The organism is Lysobacter sp. Root916 (assembly GCF_001429785.1).
In the GTDB taxonomy this organism is placed as follows: Bacteria; Pseudomonadota; Gammaproteobacteria; order Xanthomonadales; family Xanthomonadaceae; genus Lysobacter.
Genome location: NZ_LMJF01000002.1, coordinates 1 through 16749, shown reverse-complemented (window position 1 = coordinate 16749; position 16749 = coordinate 1). Strand labels below are relative to the sequence as shown.

General features: G+C 65.0%; 12 protein-coding genes, 1 tRNA gene and 1 pseudogene. All 14 read left to right on the top strand.

The window, feature by feature from the left end; translation table 11 throughout:
- A pseudogene (locus tag ASE35_RS20660) lies at nucleotides 1-100 on the top strand (elongation factor Tu); the annotation flags it as partial.
- A 123-nt stretch (nucleotides 101-223) separates the two neighbouring features.
- A tRNA-Trp gene (locus ASE35_RS07580) sits at nucleotides 224-299 on the top strand.
- A gap of 93 nt (nucleotides 300-392) precedes the next feature.
- Complete coding sequence (gene secE, locus ASE35_RS07575; RefSeq protein ID WP_056183348.1) at nucleotides 393-767, top strand: preprotein translocase subunit SecE; 375 nt, start codon at nucleotides 393-395, stop codon at nucleotides 765-767.
- Nucleotides 768-771: 4 nt separating this feature from the next.
- Nucleotides 772-1341 carry a transcription termination/antitermination protein NusG gene (nusG, locus tag ASE35_RS07570; protein WP_056183347.1) on the top strand — a complete coding sequence of 190 codons (570 nt, stop codon included), beginning with the start codon at nucleotides 772-774 and terminating at the stop codon, nucleotides 1339-1341.
- Between the two features lie 204 nt (nucleotides 1342-1545).
- Nucleotides 1546-1974 carry a 50S ribosomal protein L11 gene (gene rplK, locus ASE35_RS07565; RefSeq protein WP_055902450.1) on the top strand — a complete coding sequence of 143 codons (429 nt, stop codon included), beginning with the start codon at nucleotides 1546-1548 and terminating at the stop codon, nucleotides 1972-1974.
- 3 nt (nucleotides 1975-1977) lie between these two features.
- A complete protein-coding gene (gene rplA, locus ASE35_RS07560) occupies nucleotides 1978-2676 on the top strand; it encodes a 50S ribosomal protein L1 (RefSeq protein WP_055902452.1) in 699 nt (232 codons plus the stop codon).
- Nucleotides 2677-3072: 396 nt separating this feature from the next.
- Nucleotides 3073-3603, top strand: coding sequence for a 50S ribosomal protein L10 (gene rplJ / locus ASE35_RS07555; RefSeq protein ID WP_056183344.1), 531 nt, complete (start codon nucleotides 3073-3075; stop codon nucleotides 3601-3603).
- Between the two features lie 63 nt (nucleotides 3604-3666).
- Nucleotides 3667-4041 (top strand): 50S ribosomal protein L7/L12, encoded by a 375-nt coding sequence (rplL, locus tag ASE35_RS07550; RefSeq protein ID WP_057160014.1) that lies wholly within the window; start codon nucleotides 3667-3669, stop codon nucleotides 4039-4041.
- A 271-nt stretch (nucleotides 4042-4312) separates the two neighbouring features.
- Nucleotides 4313-8464: a DNA-directed RNA polymerase subunit beta gene (rpoB, locus tag ASE35_RS07545; RefSeq protein WP_056183340.1), complete on the top strand. Its 4152-nt coding sequence runs from the start codon at nucleotides 4313-4315 to the stop codon at nucleotides 8462-8464.
- Between the two features lie 120 nt (nucleotides 8465-8584).
- On the top strand, nucleotides 8585-12832 hold the full coding sequence (gene rpoC / locus ASE35_RS07540) for a DNA-directed RNA polymerase subunit beta' (RefSeq protein ID WP_057163453.1): 4248 nt from the start codon (nucleotides 8585-8587) through the stop codon (nucleotides 12830-12832).
- A gap of 359 nt (nucleotides 12833-13191) precedes the next feature.
- Nucleotides 13192-13566, top strand: a complete 375-nt coding sequence (gene rpsL, locus ASE35_RS07535) for a 30S ribosomal protein S12 (RefSeq protein WP_036115437.1) — start codon at nucleotides 13192-13194, stop codon at nucleotides 13564-13566.
- Nucleotides 13567-13649: 83 nt separating this feature from the next.
- Nucleotides 13650-14117 (top strand): 30S ribosomal protein S7, encoded by a 468-nt coding sequence (gene rpsG / locus ASE35_RS07530; protein ID WP_055902462.1) that lies wholly within the window; start codon nucleotides 13650-13652, stop codon nucleotides 14115-14117.
- A 147-nt stretch (nucleotides 14118-14264) separates the two neighbouring features.
- Entirely contained in the window at nucleotides 14265-16385 is a 2121-nt protein-coding gene (gene fusA, locus ASE35_RS07525) for an elongation factor G (protein WP_056183329.1), read from the top strand.
- 172 nt (nucleotides 16386-16557) lie between these two features.
- Nucleotides 16558-16749: GTP-binding protein (locus tag ASE35_RS07520; protein WP_057164844.1), on the top strand; the 192-nt coding region annotated here is incomplete at its 3' end.

Here is a 16749-nt window from a genome sequence, read left to right as displayed (position 1 = left end):
GCTGATCAACCCGGTGGCGATGGACGACGGCCTGCGCTTCGCGATCCGCGAAGGCGGTCGTACGGTCGGCGCCGGCGTGGTGGCGAAGATCATCAAGTAAGATCTCGGCGACGGTCGCAAGGCCGTCGCGAGCCGCGAACGGCGGGCCGGTAAGCACGGTCCGCCTTCGCTGTTTAGAGGAAACCGAGTCTTGCGGGACTCCCGCGGGCCGGTTCGAAGCAATACGCCAGTAGCTCAATTGGCAGAGCAGCGGTCTCCAAAACCGCAGGTTGGGGGTTCGAGTCCCTCCTGGCGTGCCACCTAGGCAATGCGGATCCCTCCGCGCAAGCCCGGCCCCGCGGTCGGACTTTCACCAAGAAGGCGGCTGCGCAAGCGCCCCCGCGATGGAACGGATGAACAGCAAGGTCGAACAACACGGTTCTGCGTCCGCAGGCGACTTCGTCAAGTACGCCCTGGCGGTGCTTCTGGTCGCCGGCGGCGTGTTCGCGTTCTACTGGTTCGACTGGGCCACCGCGCTGCGCGCGCTGGTCGTGGTCGCCGGTCTGGTTGCCGGCATCGGCGTGTTCCTGACCAGCGCCAAGGGCCACCAGACGCTCGAGTTCCTGTCCGAGTCGCGTTTCGAGCTGCGCAAGGTGGTCTGGCCGACCCGCCAGGAAGCCATGCGCACCACCTGGGTAGTGATGATCGCGGTCGCGATCCTCAGCCTGATCCTGGCCGGCTTCGATCTGATCATCGCCGAACTGGTCAAACTGATTTTGGGGCACTGAGGCAATGACCGAAGTACATAAGCGCTGGTACGTCGTTCACGCCTACTCCGGCTTCGAGAAGTCGGTGGCGCAGGCGCTGCGCGATCGCATCGTGCGTTTCGAGATGCAGGAGCGCTTCGGCGACGTCCTGGTTCCGACTGAGGAAGTGGTCGAGATGCGCTCCGGCCAGAAGCGCCGTTCCGAGCGCAAGTTCTTCCCGGGCTACGTGCTGGTCCAGATCGCCACCCACGACGAAGCCGGCATCCCGCGCATCGACAGCGAAAGCTGGCACCTGATCAAGGAAACCCCGAAGGTCATGGGCTTCATCGGCGGCACCGCCGACCGTCCGCTGCCGATCCAGGACCGCGAGGCGGACATGATCCTGCAGCGCGTTCAGGACGGCGTCGAGAAGCCCAAGCCCAAGGTCCTGTTCGAGCCTGGCGAGATGGTCCGCGTCATCGATGGCCCGTTCGTGGACTTCAACGGCGTGGTCGAGGAAATCAACTACGACAAGAGCCGCCTGCGCGTGGCGGTGCTGATTTTCGGCCGCTCGACCCCGGTCGAGCTCGAGTTCGGCCAGGTCGAGAAGGCCTGACCGGGGCTCCGGAGCCCTCCAGCAGGGTTCCGGAAAGCCTGCTATACTTTCCGGCTGCGCAGCCCAGGGCGCGCACCGAACCAGGAAACCGCAGCCGCCGCAAGGCGGCTGTCGGCGTCTGAAAAAACGTGAAGCCGGGACACGTGATATTCCCGGTCCGATGGGGAGCCTGAGTCCCAGGCGCTTGCACCCGGAGAGAAGAAGATGGCTAAGAAAGTAGTTGGTTACATCAAGCTGCAGGTGAAGGCCGGTCAGGCCAATCCGTCGCCGCCGGTGGGCCCCGCCCTCGGTCAGCGCGGCCTGAACATCATGGAGTTCTGCAAGGCGTTCAACGCCGCGACCTCCAAGCTGGAGCCGGGTCTTCCGACCCCGGTGATCATCACCGCGTACTCCGACCGTACCTTCACCTTCATCACCAAGAGCACCCCGGCTTCGGTGCTGCTGAAGAAGGCCGCCGGCATCAGCTCGGGCTCCAAGCGCCCGAACACCGAGAAGGTCGGCAAGGTTACCCGTAAGCAGCTCGAGGACATCGCCAAGGCGAAGGAAGCCGACCTGACGGCGGCCGACCTGGAAGCGGCGGTGAAGACGATTGCGGGTTCGGCCCGCAGCATGGGTCTCGTGGTGGAGGGCTAAGACATGGCGATCAGCAAGCGCGAAAAAGCAATCAAGGCCGCCGTGGTCCCGGGTAAGGCCTACGCCTTCGACGAGGCCATCAAGATCGTGAAGACCGCGACCAAGGCCAAGTTCGTCGAGTCCGTCGACGTCGCCGTCCGTCTGGGCGTGGACGCGAAGAAGTCCGACCAGCAGGTGCGCGGTTCGACCGTGCTGCCGGCCGGTACCGGCAAGTCCGTGCGCGTGGCGGTGTTCGCCCCCGCGGGCGCCAAGGCCGACGAGGCCCTGGCTGCTGGCGCCGAGGCCGTCGGTATGGACGACCTGGCCGAGAAGATGCAGGCCGGCGACCTCAACTACGACGTCGTCATCGCGACGCCGGACGCCATGCGCGTGGTCGGTAAGCTCGGCCAGGTGCTGGGCCCGCGCGGCCTGATGCCGAACCCGAAGGTCGGCACCGTTTCGCCGAACCCGGCCGAAGCGGTCAAGAACGCCAAGGGCGGCCAGGTGCGTTACCGCACCGACAAGGCCGGCATCATCCACTGCACCATCGGCAAGGCCTCGTTCGAAGACGCCTCGCTGAAGGACAACCTGCAGGCGCTGCTGCTGGACCTGATCAAGGCCAAGCCGTCGACCGCCAAGGGTCAGTACCTGCAGAAGATCTCGATCAGCTCGACCATGGGCCCCGGCGTGACCGTGGACCAGGCTTCGCTGGCGCTCAAGTAAGAAACAGATAGGAGTGAGTGCGGGGAAGTGAGGAGTGAGCGAAAAGCCAAGTTCGCTCCTACTCGTTTCTCACTGCTCTCGTCTCACTCCTAGATTTTTGAGGGCATCGCCAGGGGCCAGTCCCCGAACGAAGCCGTCAAAGACCGCAGGCGCGGTCAGCGCGTATCGACGACGGGCACGGAAGCTCGGTTTGGCAAGGAGTCGCCGTCGGTACTAGCGGGATCGCTTAATTCGGACTCTTCGGAGCCGGGCCCGCGCAGATGGTGCCGCCCTACTGAAACCTTTCAGGAAAGGCCACCACCCGGGACGCCCCAGGCGTCCCCGGCGCCAAGGACAGGTGCCGCTCAGGACCGCAAGCGGCAGGAGCCGTGAGCGGAGTTCACAAGAGGAGTGTTTATGGCTCTTAATCTGTCTCAGAAGCAAGAAGTAGTCGCCGAGCTGGCAGAAGTCGCCGCGAAGGCTCACTCCTTGGTTGCTGCCGAGTACGCGGGCACGACGGTCGCTCAGATGACCGCCATGCGCAAGAAGGCTCGTGAAACCGGTGTGTACTTGCGTGTCGTCAAGAACACCCTGGCTTCCCGCGCCGTGGCGGGTACCGAATACGAGTGCGCCCAAGACGCCCTCGTCGGTCCGCTGCTGTACGCGTTCTCGACGGAAGAACCCGGCGCTGCCGGGCGTCTGATCAAGGAATTCGCCAAGGGCAACGACAAGCTGCAGGCCAAGGTGGTCGCCATGGGCGGCCAGCTGTACCCGGGCAGCCACGTCGAAGTGCTGGCCTCGTTGCCGACCCGCGAGCAGGCCCTGGCCATGCTGGCGCGCGTCCTCGCCGAACCCGCAAGCATGTTCGCCCGCGCCGTCAAGGCCGTGGCCGACAAGCAAGGCGGCGGCGAAGCCGAACCGGCCGAAGCCGTGGCGGAAACGGCGTAATCGCCGTTCGCTCAGCGAATACCTACTGAACCGATTCGTTTAATTTCCTAAAAGGTTAATCACATGTCCCTGTCCAACGAACAGATCGTCGACGCCATCGCCGAGAAGACCCTTCTCGAAGTGATGGAGCTGGTCAAGGCGATCGAAGAGAAGTTCGGCGTCTCCGCCGCTGCCCCGGTCGTCGCTGTCGCCGGCCCGGCCGCCGATGCCGCCCCGGCCGAAGTGCAGACCGAGTTCAACGTCATCCTGAAGGCCGCCGGCGAGAAGAAGGTCGAGGTCATCAAGGCCGTCCGTGCCATCACCGGCCTGGGCCTGAAGGAAGCGAAGGACCTGGTCGAAGGCGCTCCGCAGACCGTGAAGGAAGGCGCTTCGAAGGAAGAGTCCGACAAGATGAAGAAGGACCTCGAGGCCGCTGGCGCGACCGTCGAAGTGAAGTAAGTTGCATCGCGTCGCCGGATTCATCATGGCGACCACCTGAGGCTGGGGACGAAAGTCCCCGGCCTTTGGCCGTTGTTGGAATATCGGAAACAAAGTCCCGAGTTGGCAGTCGGAAGTAGCGGGAGAAGGCGTGCTGGTGCCGGCAATACCAGCGACTTCCCACTGTCAGTTCTTCGTTCCCTCTGGGTTTGCGGTCGCGGACGCGCGATCTGCCCGAGACGCCGCAACGGCGTATCGAAAGCCCACCAGAAAACCGAGGCGGTAGCTCACCATGACGTACTCGTTCACCGAAAAGAAGCGCATCCGCAAGGACTTCGGCAAGCGCAAGTCGATTCTCGAAGTGCCTTTCCTGCTGGCCATCCAGGTCGACTCCTACCGCGAATTCCTGCAGGAGAACACCGAGCCGAGCAAGCGCGCCGATCGCGGCCTGCATGCGGCCCTGAAGTCGGTGTTCCCGATCTCCAGCTACAGCGGCAACGCCGCGCTCGAATACGTCGGCTACAAGCTCGGCGATCCGGCGTTCGACGAGCGCGAGTGCCGTAACCGCGGCCTCAGCTACGGCGCCCCGCTGCGCGTGACCGTGCGCCTGGTGATCTACGACCGCGAGTCGTCGACCAAGGCCATCAAGTACGTGAAGGAGCAGGAGGTCTACATGGGCGAGATTCCGCTCATGACCGACAACGGCACCTTCATCGTCAACGGCACCGAGCGCGTCATCGTCTCGCAGCTGCACCGTTCGCCGGGCGTGTTCTTCGATCACGACCGCGGCAAGACCCACAGCTCGGGCAAGCTGCTGTACAGCGCCCGCATCATCCCTTACCGCGGCTCCTGGCTGGACTTCGAGTTCGACCCGAAGGATGCGCTGTTCACCCGTATCGACCGCCGCCGCAAGCTGCCGGTCACCGTGCTGCTGCGCGCGTTGGGCTACAACAACGAAGAGATGCTCGCGCAGTTCTTCGAGATCAACACCTTCCACATCGACCCGAAGGAAGGCGTCCAGCTCGAGCTGATCCCCGAGCGCCTGCGCGGCGAGACCCTCAACTTCGACCTCGCCGACGGCGACAAGGTCATCGTCGAGGCCGGCCGCCGCATCACCGCGCGCCACGTCAAGCAACTCGAGCAGGCCGGCGTCGCCGCCCTGGCCGTGCCGGACGAGTACCTGGTCGGCCGCATCCTGTCCAACGACGTCGTCGACGCCAAGACCGGCGAGCTGCTGGCCTCGGCCAACGACGAAATCAGCGACGACCAGCTGGCCGCGTTCCGCAAGGCCGGTATCGACAGCGTCGGCACGATCTGGGTCAACGACCTCGACCGCGGCCCGTACCTGTCCAACACCCTGCGCATCGATCCGTCCAAGACGCAGCTGGAAGCGCTGGTAGAGATCTACCGCATGATGCGTCCGGGCGAGCCGCCGACCAAGGACGCCGCGCAGAACCTGTTCCACAACCTGTTCTTCACCTTCGAGCGCTACGACCTGTCGGGCGTCGGCCGGATGAAGTTCAACCGCCGCATCGGCCGCAAGGAAACCACCGGCGCTTCGGTGCTGTACGACGCCAAGTACTTCGCCGAGCGTAAGGACGAAGAGTCCGCGCGCCTGCGCAACGAGCTGGGCGATAGCTCCGACATCCTGGACGTGATCCGCGTCCTGACCGAGATCCGTAACGGTCGCGGCACCGTCGACGACATCGACCACCTGGGTAACCGCCGCGTGCGTTCGGTCGGCGAAATGGCTGAGAACGTGTTCCGCGTGGGCCTGGTCCGCGTCGAGCGCGCGGTCAAGGAGCGCCTGTCGATGGCCGAGTCCGAAGGCCTGACCCCGCAGGAGCTGATCAACGCCAAGCCGGTGGCCGCCGCGATCAAGGAGTTCTTCGGCTCCTCGCAGCTGTCGCAGTTCATGGACCAGAACAACCCGCTGTCGGAAGTCACGCACAAGCGTCGCGTGTCGGCCCTTGGCCCGGGCGGTCTGACCCGCGAGCGCGCCGGCTTCGAAGTGCGCGACGTGCACCCGACCCATTACGGCCGCGTCTGCACCATCGAGACGCCGGAAGGCCCGAACATCGGCCTGATCAACTCGCTGGCCGTGTTCGCCCGCACCAACAAGTACGGCTTCCTCGAGACGCCGTACCGCAAGGTCGTGGACGGCAAGGTCACCGACGACATCGAGTTCCTGTCGGCGATCGAAGAGAACGAGTACGTCATCGCCCAGGCCAACGCGACCCAGGACGACAAGGGCGTGATGACCGACCAGTTCGTGGCCTGCCGCTACCAGGGCGAGTCGCTGCTGAAGCCGCCGCTCGAGATCCACTACATGGACGTCTCGCCGATGCAGACCGTGTCGGTCGCGGCGGCGCTGGTCCCGTTCCTCGAGCACGACGACGCCAACCGCGCGCTGATGGGCGCGAACATGCAGCGTCAGGCCGTTCCGACCCTGCGTAGCCAGAAGCCGCTGGTCGGCACCGGCATCGAGCGCGCCGTGGCGCGCGACTCGGGCGTGACCGTGAACGCCCTGCGTGGCGGCGTGATCGAGCAGATCGACGCCGGCCGCATCGTGGTCAAGGTCAACGAGGACGAGATCACCGACGTCACCGACGCCGGCGTCGACATCTACAACCTGATCAAGTACACGCGTTCGAACCAGAACACCTGTATCAACCAGACTCCGCTGGTGAAGGTGGGCAACGTGATCGCCCGCGGCGACGTGCTGGCCGACGGTCCCTCGACCGACATCGGCGAGCTCGCGCTCGGCCAGAACATGCTGGTCGCGTTCATGCCGTGGAACGGCTACAACTTCGAAGACTCGATCCTGCTCTCCGAGCGCGTGGTCGAGGAGGATCGCTACACCACGATCCACATCGAAGAGCTGACCTGCGTCGCCCGCGACACCAAGCTGGGGCCGGAGGAAATCTCGGCCGACATCCCGAACGTCTCCGAGCAGGCGCTGAACCGCCTCGACGAGTCCGGCGTGGTCTACATCGGCGCCGAAGTGCGCGCCGGCGACATCCTGGTCGGCAAGGTCACGCCGAAGGGCGAGTCGCAGCTGACTCCGGAAGAGAAGCTGCTGCGCGCGATCTTCGGCGAAAAGGCCTCCGACGTTAAGGACAGCTCGCTGCGCGTGCCCCCGGGCATGGACGGCACCGTCATCGACGTGCAGGTCTTCACCCGCGACGGCATCGAGAAGGACAAGCGCGCGCGCCAGATCGAGGAATCCGAGATCAAGCGCGTCAAGAAGGACTTCGACGACCAGTTCCGCATCCTCGAAGGCGCGATCTACGCCCGCCTGCGCTCGCAGCTGGTCGGCAAGGTCGCCAACGGCGGCGCCGGCCTGAAGAAGGGCGACGTCATCACCGAGGCGTTCCTGGCCGGGCTGAAGAAGTCCGAGTGGTTCACCCTGCGCATGAAGGACGACGAGGCGATCGACGCCATCGAGCGCGCCCAGAAGCAGATCGACACCCACGAGAAGGAATTCGAGCGCCGCTTCACCGACAAGCGTTCGAAGATCACCCAGGGCGACGACCTCGCGCCGGGCGTGCTGAAGATGGTGAAGGTGTTCCTGGCCGTTAAGCGCCGCATCCAGCCGGGCGACAAGATGGCCGGCCGTCACGGCAACAAGGGCGTGGTCTCGACCATCGTTCCGGTCGAGGACATGCCGTACGCCGCCGACGGCCAGACCGTCGACATCGTGCTGAACCCGCTGGGCGTGCCGTCGCGTATGAACATCGGCCAGATCCTCGAGGTGCATCTGGGCTGGGCCGCCAAGGGCCTGGGTCAGAAGATCCAGCGCATGCTGGAGGCTCAGCAGAAGATCGCCGAGCTGCGCAAGTTCCTCGACGATATCTACAACCACGACCAGAAGGTGCACGGTCAGCGCGTCGATCTGAAGCAGTTCAGCGACGAAGAGCTGTTGACGCTGGCCCACAACCTGACCGACGGCGTGCCGATGGCGACGCCGGTGTTCGATGGCGCGGCCGAAGTCGAGATCAAGCGCATGCTGGAACTGGCCGAACTGCCGAGCAGCGGTCAGACCATCCTGCACGACGGTCGTACCGGCGAGGCGTTCGAGCGTCCGGTCACCATCGGCTACATGCACATGCTGAAGCTGAACCACCTCGTCGACGACAAGATGCACGCGCGTTCGACCGGTCCGTACTCGCTCGTCACCCAGCAGCCGCTGGGCGGCAAGGCGCAGTTCGGCGGCCAGCGTTTCGGCGAAATGGAAGTCTGGGCGCTGGAAGCCTACGGCGCGGCCTACACCCTGCAGGAAATGCTGACGGTGAAGTCCGACGACGTGCAGGGCCGCAACCAGATGTACAAGAACATCGTCGACGGCGAATACGAGATGGTCGCCGGCATGCCGGAGTCCTTCAACGTGCTGGTGAAGGAAATCCGCTCGCTCGCGATCAACATGGAGCTGGAAGAGAACTGAGAAGCAGTGATTGGGGATTCGGGATTCGGGATTGGCAAAGGCTCAGGCCGGCCGTCCCGATCCATCGAGTCCCCGCTTTAACGAATCTCAAATCTCTAATCCCGAATCCCGGAGTCACACATGAAAGACTTGCTCAATCTCTTCAACCAGCAGCGCCCCGCGCTGGACTTCGACGCGATCAAGATCGCGCTGGCTTCGCCCGACCTGATCCGTTCGTGGTCGTTCGGCGAAGTGAAGAAGCCGGAAACCATCAACTACCGTACCTTCAAGCCCGAGCGCGACGGCCTGTTCTGCGCCGCGATCTTCGGACCGATCAAGGACTACGAGTGCCTGTGCGGCAAGTACAAGCGCATGAAGCACCGTGGCGTGGTCTGCGAGAAGTGCGGTACCGAGGTCACTCTGGCCAAGGTCCGTCGCGAGCGCATGGGTCATATCGACCTGGCCTCGCCGGTCGCCCACATCTGGTTCCTCAAGTCGCTGCCGTCGCGCATCGGCCTGATGCTGGACATGACCCTGCGCGACATCGAGCGCATCCTGTACTTCGAGGCCTATGTCGTCACCGAGCCGGGTCTGACCCCGCTTGAGCGCGGCAATCTGCTGACCGAAGAGCAGTTCCTGCAGGCGCGTCAGGAGCACGGCGACGACTTCGAGGCCGCGATGGGCGCCGAGGCGGTCTACGACCTGCTGCGCACGATCGACCTCCAGGCCGAGATGATCCAGCTGAAGGAAGAGATCGCCTCGACCAACAGCGAAACCAAGCTCAAGCGCCTCACCAAGCGCATCAAGCTGGTCGAAGCCTTCCTCGAGTCGGGCAACCGCCCCGAGTGGATGGTCATGACCGTGCTGCCGGTGCTGCCGCCGGACCTGCGTCCGCTGGTCCCGCTGGACGGCGGCCGCTTCGCGACCTCCGACCTGAACGACCTGTACCGCCGCGTCATCAACCGCAACAACCGTCTGCGCCGCCTGCTCGAGCTCAATGCGCCCGACATCATCGTGCGCAACGAGAAGCGCATGCTGCAGGAGTCGGTCGACGCCCTGATGGATAACGGCCGTCGCGGCCGCGCCATCACCGGCACCAACAAGCGCCCGCTCAAGTCGCTGGCCGACATGATCAAGGGCAAGCAGGGCCGGTTCCGTCAGAACCTGCTCGGCAAGCGCGTGGACTACTCGGGCCGTTCGGTCATCGTGGTCGGCCCGACCCTGCGCCTGCACGAGTGCGGCCTGCCGAAGAAGATGGCGCTGGAGCTGTTCAAGCCCTTCATCTTCGCCAAGCTGCAGCGTCGCGGCCTGGCCACCACGATCAAGGCCGCCAAGAAGCTGGTCGAGCGCGAAGAGGCCGAGGTGTGGGACATCCTCGAAGAGGTGATCCGCGAGCACCCGGTGCTGCTGAACCGCGCCCCGACCCTGCACCGTCTGGGCATCCAGGCGTTCGAGCCGGTCCTGATCGAAGGTAAGGCCATCCAGCTGCACCCGCTGGTCTGCACCGCGTTCAACGCCGACTTCGACGGCGACCAGATGGCCGTGCACGTCCCGCTGAGCCTCGAGGCCCAGCTGGAAGCGCGCGCCCTGATGATGGCGTCGAACAACATCCTGTCGCCGGCCAACGGCGAGCCGATCATCGTGCCGTCGCAGGACGTCGTGCTCGGCCTGTACTACATGACCCGCGCCCTCGAGAACAAGATGGGCGAGGGCATGGCGTTCGCCAACGTGGCCGAAGTCAAGCGCGCCTACGACAACCGCGTCGTGCAGATCCACGCCAAGGTCAAGGTCCGCATCAGCGAGACCGTGGTCAACGAGGACGGCACCCGCACGCCGAAGACCTCGATCGTCGACACCACAGTCGGCCGCGCCCTGCTGCGCGAGATCCTGCCGGACGGCCTGCCGTTCGCGCTGGCCAACACCGAGCTGACCAAGAAGAACATCTCGCGCCTGATCAACAGCTGCTACCGCATGCTGGGCCTGAAGGACACGGTCGTGTTCGCCGACAAGCTGATGTACACCGGCTTCGCCTACGCGACCCGCGCCGGCGTCTCGATCGGCATCGACGACATGATCATCCCGAAGGAAAAGGAAGGCATCGTCGCCGAGGCCGAAGGGGAAGTGCTGGAAATCCAGCAGCAGTACCAGTCGGGCCTGGTCACCGCCGGCGAGCGCTACAACAAGGTCGTCGACATCTGGTCGCGCACCAACGAACGCGTCGCCAAGGCGATGATGGACGCGATCGGCACCGATCACATCACCAACGCCAAGGGCGAGGCCGTCGATCAGAAGTCGATGAACTCGCTGTACATCATGGCCGACTCGGGCGCCCGCGGTTCGCAGGCGCAGATCCGTCAGCTGGCCGGTATGCGCGGCCTGATGGCGCGTCCGGACGGCTCGATCATCGAGACGCCCATCAAGGCGAACTTCCGCGAAGGCCTGAACGTGCAGGAGTACTTCAACTCCACGCACGGTGCCCGTAAGGGTCTGGCCGATACCGCGCTCAAGACCGCGAACTCGGGTTACCTGACCCGTCGTCTGGTCGACGTGGCGCAGGACGTGGTGATCACCGAAGACGATTGCGGCACGCTCGAGGGTCTGATGATGACCCCGATCGTCGAAGGCGGCGACGTGGTCGAGCCGCTGCGCGACCGCGTGCTGGGTCGTGTCGTGGCCGAGGACGTGTTCCTGCCGGGCAACGACGAGGATCCGATCGTCACCCGCAACACCCTGCTCGACGAGGCCTGGGTGGCCAAGCTCGAAGAGGCCAGCGTCCAGTCGATCAAGGTCCGCTCGACGATCACCTGCTCCAGCAGCTTCGGCGTGTGCGCCAACTGCTACGGTCGCGACCTCGGCCGCGGCCACCTGGTCAACCACGGCGAAGCGGTCGGCGTCGTCGCCGCGCAGTCGATCGGCGAGCCCGGCACGCAGCTGACCATGCGTACGTTCCACATCGGCGGCGCGGCTTCGCGAGCGGCGGCGATCGACAACGTCACGGTCAAGACCACCGGTTCGATCAAGTTCAACAACCTCAAGCACGTCGCGCACGCCAACGGCCACCTGGTCGCGGTGTCGCGCTCGGGCGAACTGTCGGTCCTCGATCCGCACGGCCGCGAGCGCGAGCGCTACAAGCTGCCCTACGGCGCCACCATCAGCGTCAAGGACGCCGCCGAGATCAAGGCCGGCCAGCAGGTCGCGAACTGGGATCCGCATAACCACCCGATCGTGTCGGAAGTGGCGGGCTTCATCCGCTTCGTCGATTTCGTCGACGGCGTGACCGTCATCGAGAAGACCGACGACCTGACCGGCCTGGCTTCGCGCGAGATCACCGATCCGAAGCGTCGCGGCTCGCAGGGCAAGGACCTGCGTCCGGTCGTGCGCATCGTCGACAAGAACGGCAAGGACCTGTCGATCCCGGGTACCGATCTGCCGGCGCAGTACCTGCTGCCGCCGCGTTCGATCGTCAACCTGCAGGACGGCGCCCCGGTGGGCGTGGGCGACGTGGTCGCCAAGATCCCGCAGGAAGCCTCCAAGACCCGCGACATCACCGGCGGTCTGCCGCGCGTGGCCGACCTGTTCGAGGCGCGCAAGCCCAAGGACCCGGCCGTGCTGGCCGAGCGTTCGGGCATCGTCTCGTTCGGTAAGGACACCAAGGGCAAGCAGCGCCTGATCATCAAGGACACCGACGGCAACGAGCACGAAGAGCTGATCCCGAAGTACCGCCAGATCATCGTGTTCGAAGGCGAGCACGTGGAGAAGGGCGAGACCGTGGTGGACGGCGAGCCGAGCCCGCAGGACATCCTGCGCCTGCTCGGCGTGGAGCCCCTGGCCGTGTACCTGACCAAGGAAATCCAGGACGTCTACCGCCTGCAGGGCGTGAAGATCAACGACAAGCACATCGAAGTGATCGTCCGTCAGATGCTGCGCAAGGTCGAAATCACCGACCAGGGCGACAGCAAGTTCCTGCACGGCGAGCAGATCGAGCGTCAGCGCTTCGTCGAGGAGAATGCCCGCCTGCTGGCCCGCAACGAGATCCCGGCCAAGTACGACCCGGTCCTGCTGGGCATCACCAAGGCCTCGCTGGCGACCGAGTCGTTCATCTCGGCCGCGTCGTTCCAGGAGACCACCCGCGTCCTGACCGAGGCCGCCGTGCGCGGTACCCGCGACGGTCTGCGCGGTCTGAAGGAAAACGTGATCGTGGGTCGCCTGATCCCGGCCGGTACCGGCCTGGCGTACCACACCCAGCGCCGCAAGAACGCCTCGGGTCTGACCGACTCGGAGATGGAGGCGCTGTCGGGCCCGGTTGCGGTGGCGGTCGAGGCTCCGGCCCCGGCGGCCGTCGAGGCCGAGGTCGCGGCGCCGGCCGGCGACGAGTCCAGCGCCTCCTGAGGCCTGGACCCGCGCCCCGACCCTTCCCCGTACGCGGGGGAGGGCGGCGGCGGGTAGGTGCTGGCAAGGCGGCACCAAGTAACGTATAGTTAGGAGTTCGGACTGTCCCTCGGGACGTCCCAGATCACGAAAAGAGGCGCATGGAGCGCCTCGTGTTCGGCCCAGGGTAGGGCGGGATCGCAGGTAGTAGAACGGCTGTGCCACGCGGAAACCCCGCGGCGGGCGGCTGTTCCGATAGCTCGCGTTGACGGTAACGTCGAACGCGGGCTATACTTTTTCGTCTCGGTGGGCCGGTTTTGCCGGCTTGCCGTTTGCTTCTCAACGTAGTGGCCTTACCGCCCCTCACCAAAGAGTTCCTGATGGCAACGATCAATCAGCTCGTCCGCAAGCCGCGGCAGGCGACCACCTACAAGAGCGCCTCGCCGGCGCTCGCGAACTGCCCGCAGCGTCGCGGCGTTTGCACCCGCGTGTACACCACCACCCCGAAGAAGCCGAACTCGGCGCTGCGTAAGGTGGCCAAGGTTCGTCTGACCAACGGTTACGAGGTCATCTCGTACATCGGCGGCGAAGGCCACAACCTGCAGGAGCACAGCGTGGTGCTGATCCGCGGCGGCCGAGTCAAGGACCTGCCGGGCGTGCGCTACCACACCGTTCGCGGCTCGCTCGACGCCGCCGGTGTCGCCAAGCGTCGCCAGAGCCGTTCCAAGTACGGCGCGAAGCGTCCGAAGTCCTAAGCGCGTAGCTGCCCAGGCGCGCGCCCTTCGGCGCCGCAACCCGCAAGCACGTCTGTCAAGAATCACGAGAATAGGTACGCACCATGTCGCGTAAAGGTTCCACCCCGCAGCGTTCGGTCCTGCCCGATCCCAAGCACGGCAGCGAGACGATCGCGCGCTTCATCAATATGGTCATGCAGAGCGGCAAGAAGTCCGTCGCCGAGAAGATCGTCTACGGCGCCATGGACGTGATCGGGGAGAAGAACCCGAACGCGCTCGAGCTGGTCGAAAAGGCCCTCGGCAACGTCTCGCCCGCGGTCGAAGTGAAGTCGCGTCGCGTCGGCGGCGCCACCTACCAGGTGCCGGTCGAAGTGCGTTCGTCGCGCCGTATGGCCCTGGCGATGCGTTGGCTGATCGAGTCGGCGCGCAAGCGCGGCGAGAACACCATGCCGCGCAAGCTCGCCGCCGAACTGCTCGACGCCTCGGAAAACCGCGGCGGCGCGATCAAGAAGCGCGAAGAAACCCACCGTATGGCGGAAGCGAACAAGGCGTTCGCTCACTACCGCTGGTGATCAGAGCGCCCCAGGGCACCTGAGTGCCCGGGCCTCAGCAGCGCGTCGCGCGCTGCCGCGGCGGCGTAATGGCCGCCTAGCGAACCGGAGGCCGCCCACGAGGCGGCGTCCGGCCATCTGGAATTCGAAAACTTACGAGAGGGTCCCGTGGCTCGCACCACTCCCATCGAGCGTTACCGCAACTTCGGCATCATGGCCCACATCGACGCGGGCAAAACCACGACGTCCGAACGCATCCTTTTCTACACCGGCGTCAGCCACAAGATCGGCGAAGTGCACGAAGGTGCCGCGACGATGGACTGGATGGAGCAGGAGCAGGAACGCGGCATCACCATCACTTCCGCCGCGACCACCGCGTTCTGGAAGGGCATGGACAAGTCCCTGCCGGAACACCGCTTCAACATCATCGATACCCCGGGACACGTCGACTTCACCATCGAAGTCGAGCGCTCGCTGCGCGTGCTCGACGGCGCGGTGTTCGTGCTGTGCGCCGTGGGCGGCGTGCAGCCGCAGTCGGAGACCGTGTGGCGCCAGGCCAACAAGTACTCCGTGCCGCGCATGGCGTTCGTCAACAAGATGGACCGCACCGGCGCCAACTTCGACAAGGTCGTTGAGCAGCTGAAGGCCCGTCTGGGCGCCTACGCCGTGCCGATGCAGGTGCCGATCGGCGCCGAAGAAGGCTTCGAGGGCGTGGTCGACCTGCTCAAGATGAAGGCGATCCATTGGGACGTCGCATCGCAGGGCACCAAGTTCGAGTACCGCGACATCCCGGCCGACCTGCAGTCGAAGGCCGAGGAAGCGCGCGCGTTCATGGTCGAAGCCGCGGCGGAAGCCTCGGAAGAGCTCATGGACAAGTACCTCAACGAGGGCGAGCTGACCGAGGAAGAGATCATCGCCGGTCTGCGCGCGCGCACCCTGCGCGTCGAGATCGTTCCGGTGTTCTGCGGCTCGGCGTTCAAGAACAAGGGCGTGCAGGCCATGCTCGACGGCGTGATCAACCTGCTGCCGTCGCCGTCCGACCGTCCGCCGGTTCCGGGCATCGACGAGGACGAAAAGGAAGACAGCCGCAAGGCGTCCGACACCGAGCCGTTCTCGGCGCTGGCGTTCAAGATCATGACCGACCCGTTCGTGGGTTCGCTGACCTTCTTCCGCGTCTACTCGGGCGTGCTGAATTCGGGCGACCAGGTGTACAACCCGGTCAAGTCGAAGAAGGAACGCGTCGGCCGCATCCTGCAGATGCACGCCAACCAGCGCGACGAAATCAAGGAAGTCCGCGCCGGCGACATCGCCGCGGCCGTGGGCCTGAAGGACGTGACCACCGGCGACACGCTGTGCGCGCAGGATCACATCATCACCCTCGAGCGCATGATCTTCCCGGAGCCCGTCATCTCGATGGCGGTCGAACCGAAGACCAAGTCGGACCAGGAAAAGATGGGTATCGCCCTGGGCCGTCTGGCGCAGGAAGATCCCTCGTTCCGCGTCCGCACCGACGAAGAATCGGGCCAGACCATCATCGCCGGCATGGGCGAGCTGCACCTGGACATCCTCGTCGACCGCATGAAGCGCGAGTTCAACGTCGAAGCCAACGTCGGCAAGCCGCAGGTGGCCTACCGCGAGACGATCCGCAAGTTGGACGTCAAGTCGGATTACAAGCACGCCAAGCAGTCCGGCGGTAAGGGTCAGTACGGTCACGTCGTGATCGAGCTGTCGCCGATGAACGAGAAGGACCGCGCCAACGAGGACGTCGAGAACGATTTCCTGTTCGTCAACGACATCACCGGCGGCGTGATTCCGAAGGAATTCATCCCGGCGATCGAGAAGGGCCTGCGCGAAACCATCACCAGCGGTCCGCTGGCCGGCTTCCCGGTCGTGGGCGTCAAGGTCAAGCTGGTGTTCGGCTCGTACCACGACGTCGACTCGTCGGAAATGGCGTTCAAGCTGGCCGCGTCGATGGCGTTCAAGGAAGGCTTCCGCAAGGCCGATCCGGTCCTGCTGGAGCCGATGATGAAGGTCGAAGTCGTGACGCCGGAAGAGTACGTTGGCGACGTGATGGGCGACTTGAGCCGCCGTCGCGGCCTGTTGCAGGGCCAGGACGACACGCCGTCGGGCAAGACCATCAACGCGATGGTTCCGCTGGGCGAAATGTTCGGTTACGCGACCACCATCCGTTCGCTGACCCAGGGCCGCGCCACCTTCACGATGGAATTCGATCACTACGCCGAGGCGCCGAACAACATCGCCGAAGCCGTGATCAAGAAGGGCGGCTGATTCAGGTCGGGATCCGGAGGCGGGGATTCGGGATTCGCAAAGCGGATTCCGCCTGCTTCCGGGGCCCGTACCGGCTCTGATCCAGTGCAAGTCTAGTTAGAGGGATTGGGCGGCTTCGATCGTCGAATCCCCAATCCCGAATCACGAATCACAGAACTTTGAGAGAGACATCATGGCTAAGGGTAAATTCGAGCGCACCAAGCCGCACGTGAACGTGGGCACCATCGGCCACGTGGACCACGGCAAGACCACGCTGACCGCAGCGCTGACCAAGGTGGGCGCGGAGCGTTTCGGCGGCGAGTTCAAGGCGTACGACGCGATCGACGCGGCGCCGGAAGAGAAGGCGCGCGGCATCACGATTTCG

Coding starts and splice junctions, on each gene's coding strand:
- rpsL (WP_036115437.1), top strand. CDS start 13,192: ATGGCAACGATCAATCAGCTCGTCCGCAAGCCGCGGCAGGCGACCACC.
- rplA (WP_055902452.1), top strand. CDS start 1,978: ATGGCGATCAGCAAGCGCGAAAAAGCAATCAAGGCCGCCGTGGTCCCG.
- secE (WP_056183348.1), top strand. CDS start 393: ATGAACAGCAAGGTCGAACAACACGGTTCTGCGTCCGCAGGCGACTTC.
- rpsG (WP_055902462.1), top strand. CDS start 13,650: ATGTCGCGTAAAGGTTCCACCCCGCAGCGTTCGGTCCTGCCCGATCCC.
- rplJ (WP_056183344.1), top strand. CDS start 3,073: ATGGCTCTTAATCTGTCTCAGAAGCAAGAAGTAGTCGCCGAGCTGGCA.
- nusG (WP_056183347.1), top strand. CDS start 772: ATGACCGAAGTACATAAGCGCTGGTACGTCGTTCACGCCTACTCCGGC.
- rpoC (WP_057163453.1), top strand. CDS start 8,585: ATGAAAGACTTGCTCAATCTCTTCAACCAGCAGCGCCCCGCGCTGGAC.
- rpoB (WP_056183340.1), top strand. CDS start 4,313: ATGACGTACTCGTTCACCGAAAAGAAGCGCATCCGCAAGGACTTCGGC.
- rplL (WP_057160014.1), top strand. CDS start 3,667: ATGTCCCTGTCCAACGAACAGATCGTCGACGCCATCGCCGAGAAGACC.
- rplK (WP_055902450.1), top strand. CDS start 1,546: ATGGCTAAGAAAGTAGTTGGTTACATCAAGCTGCAGGTGAAGGCCGGT.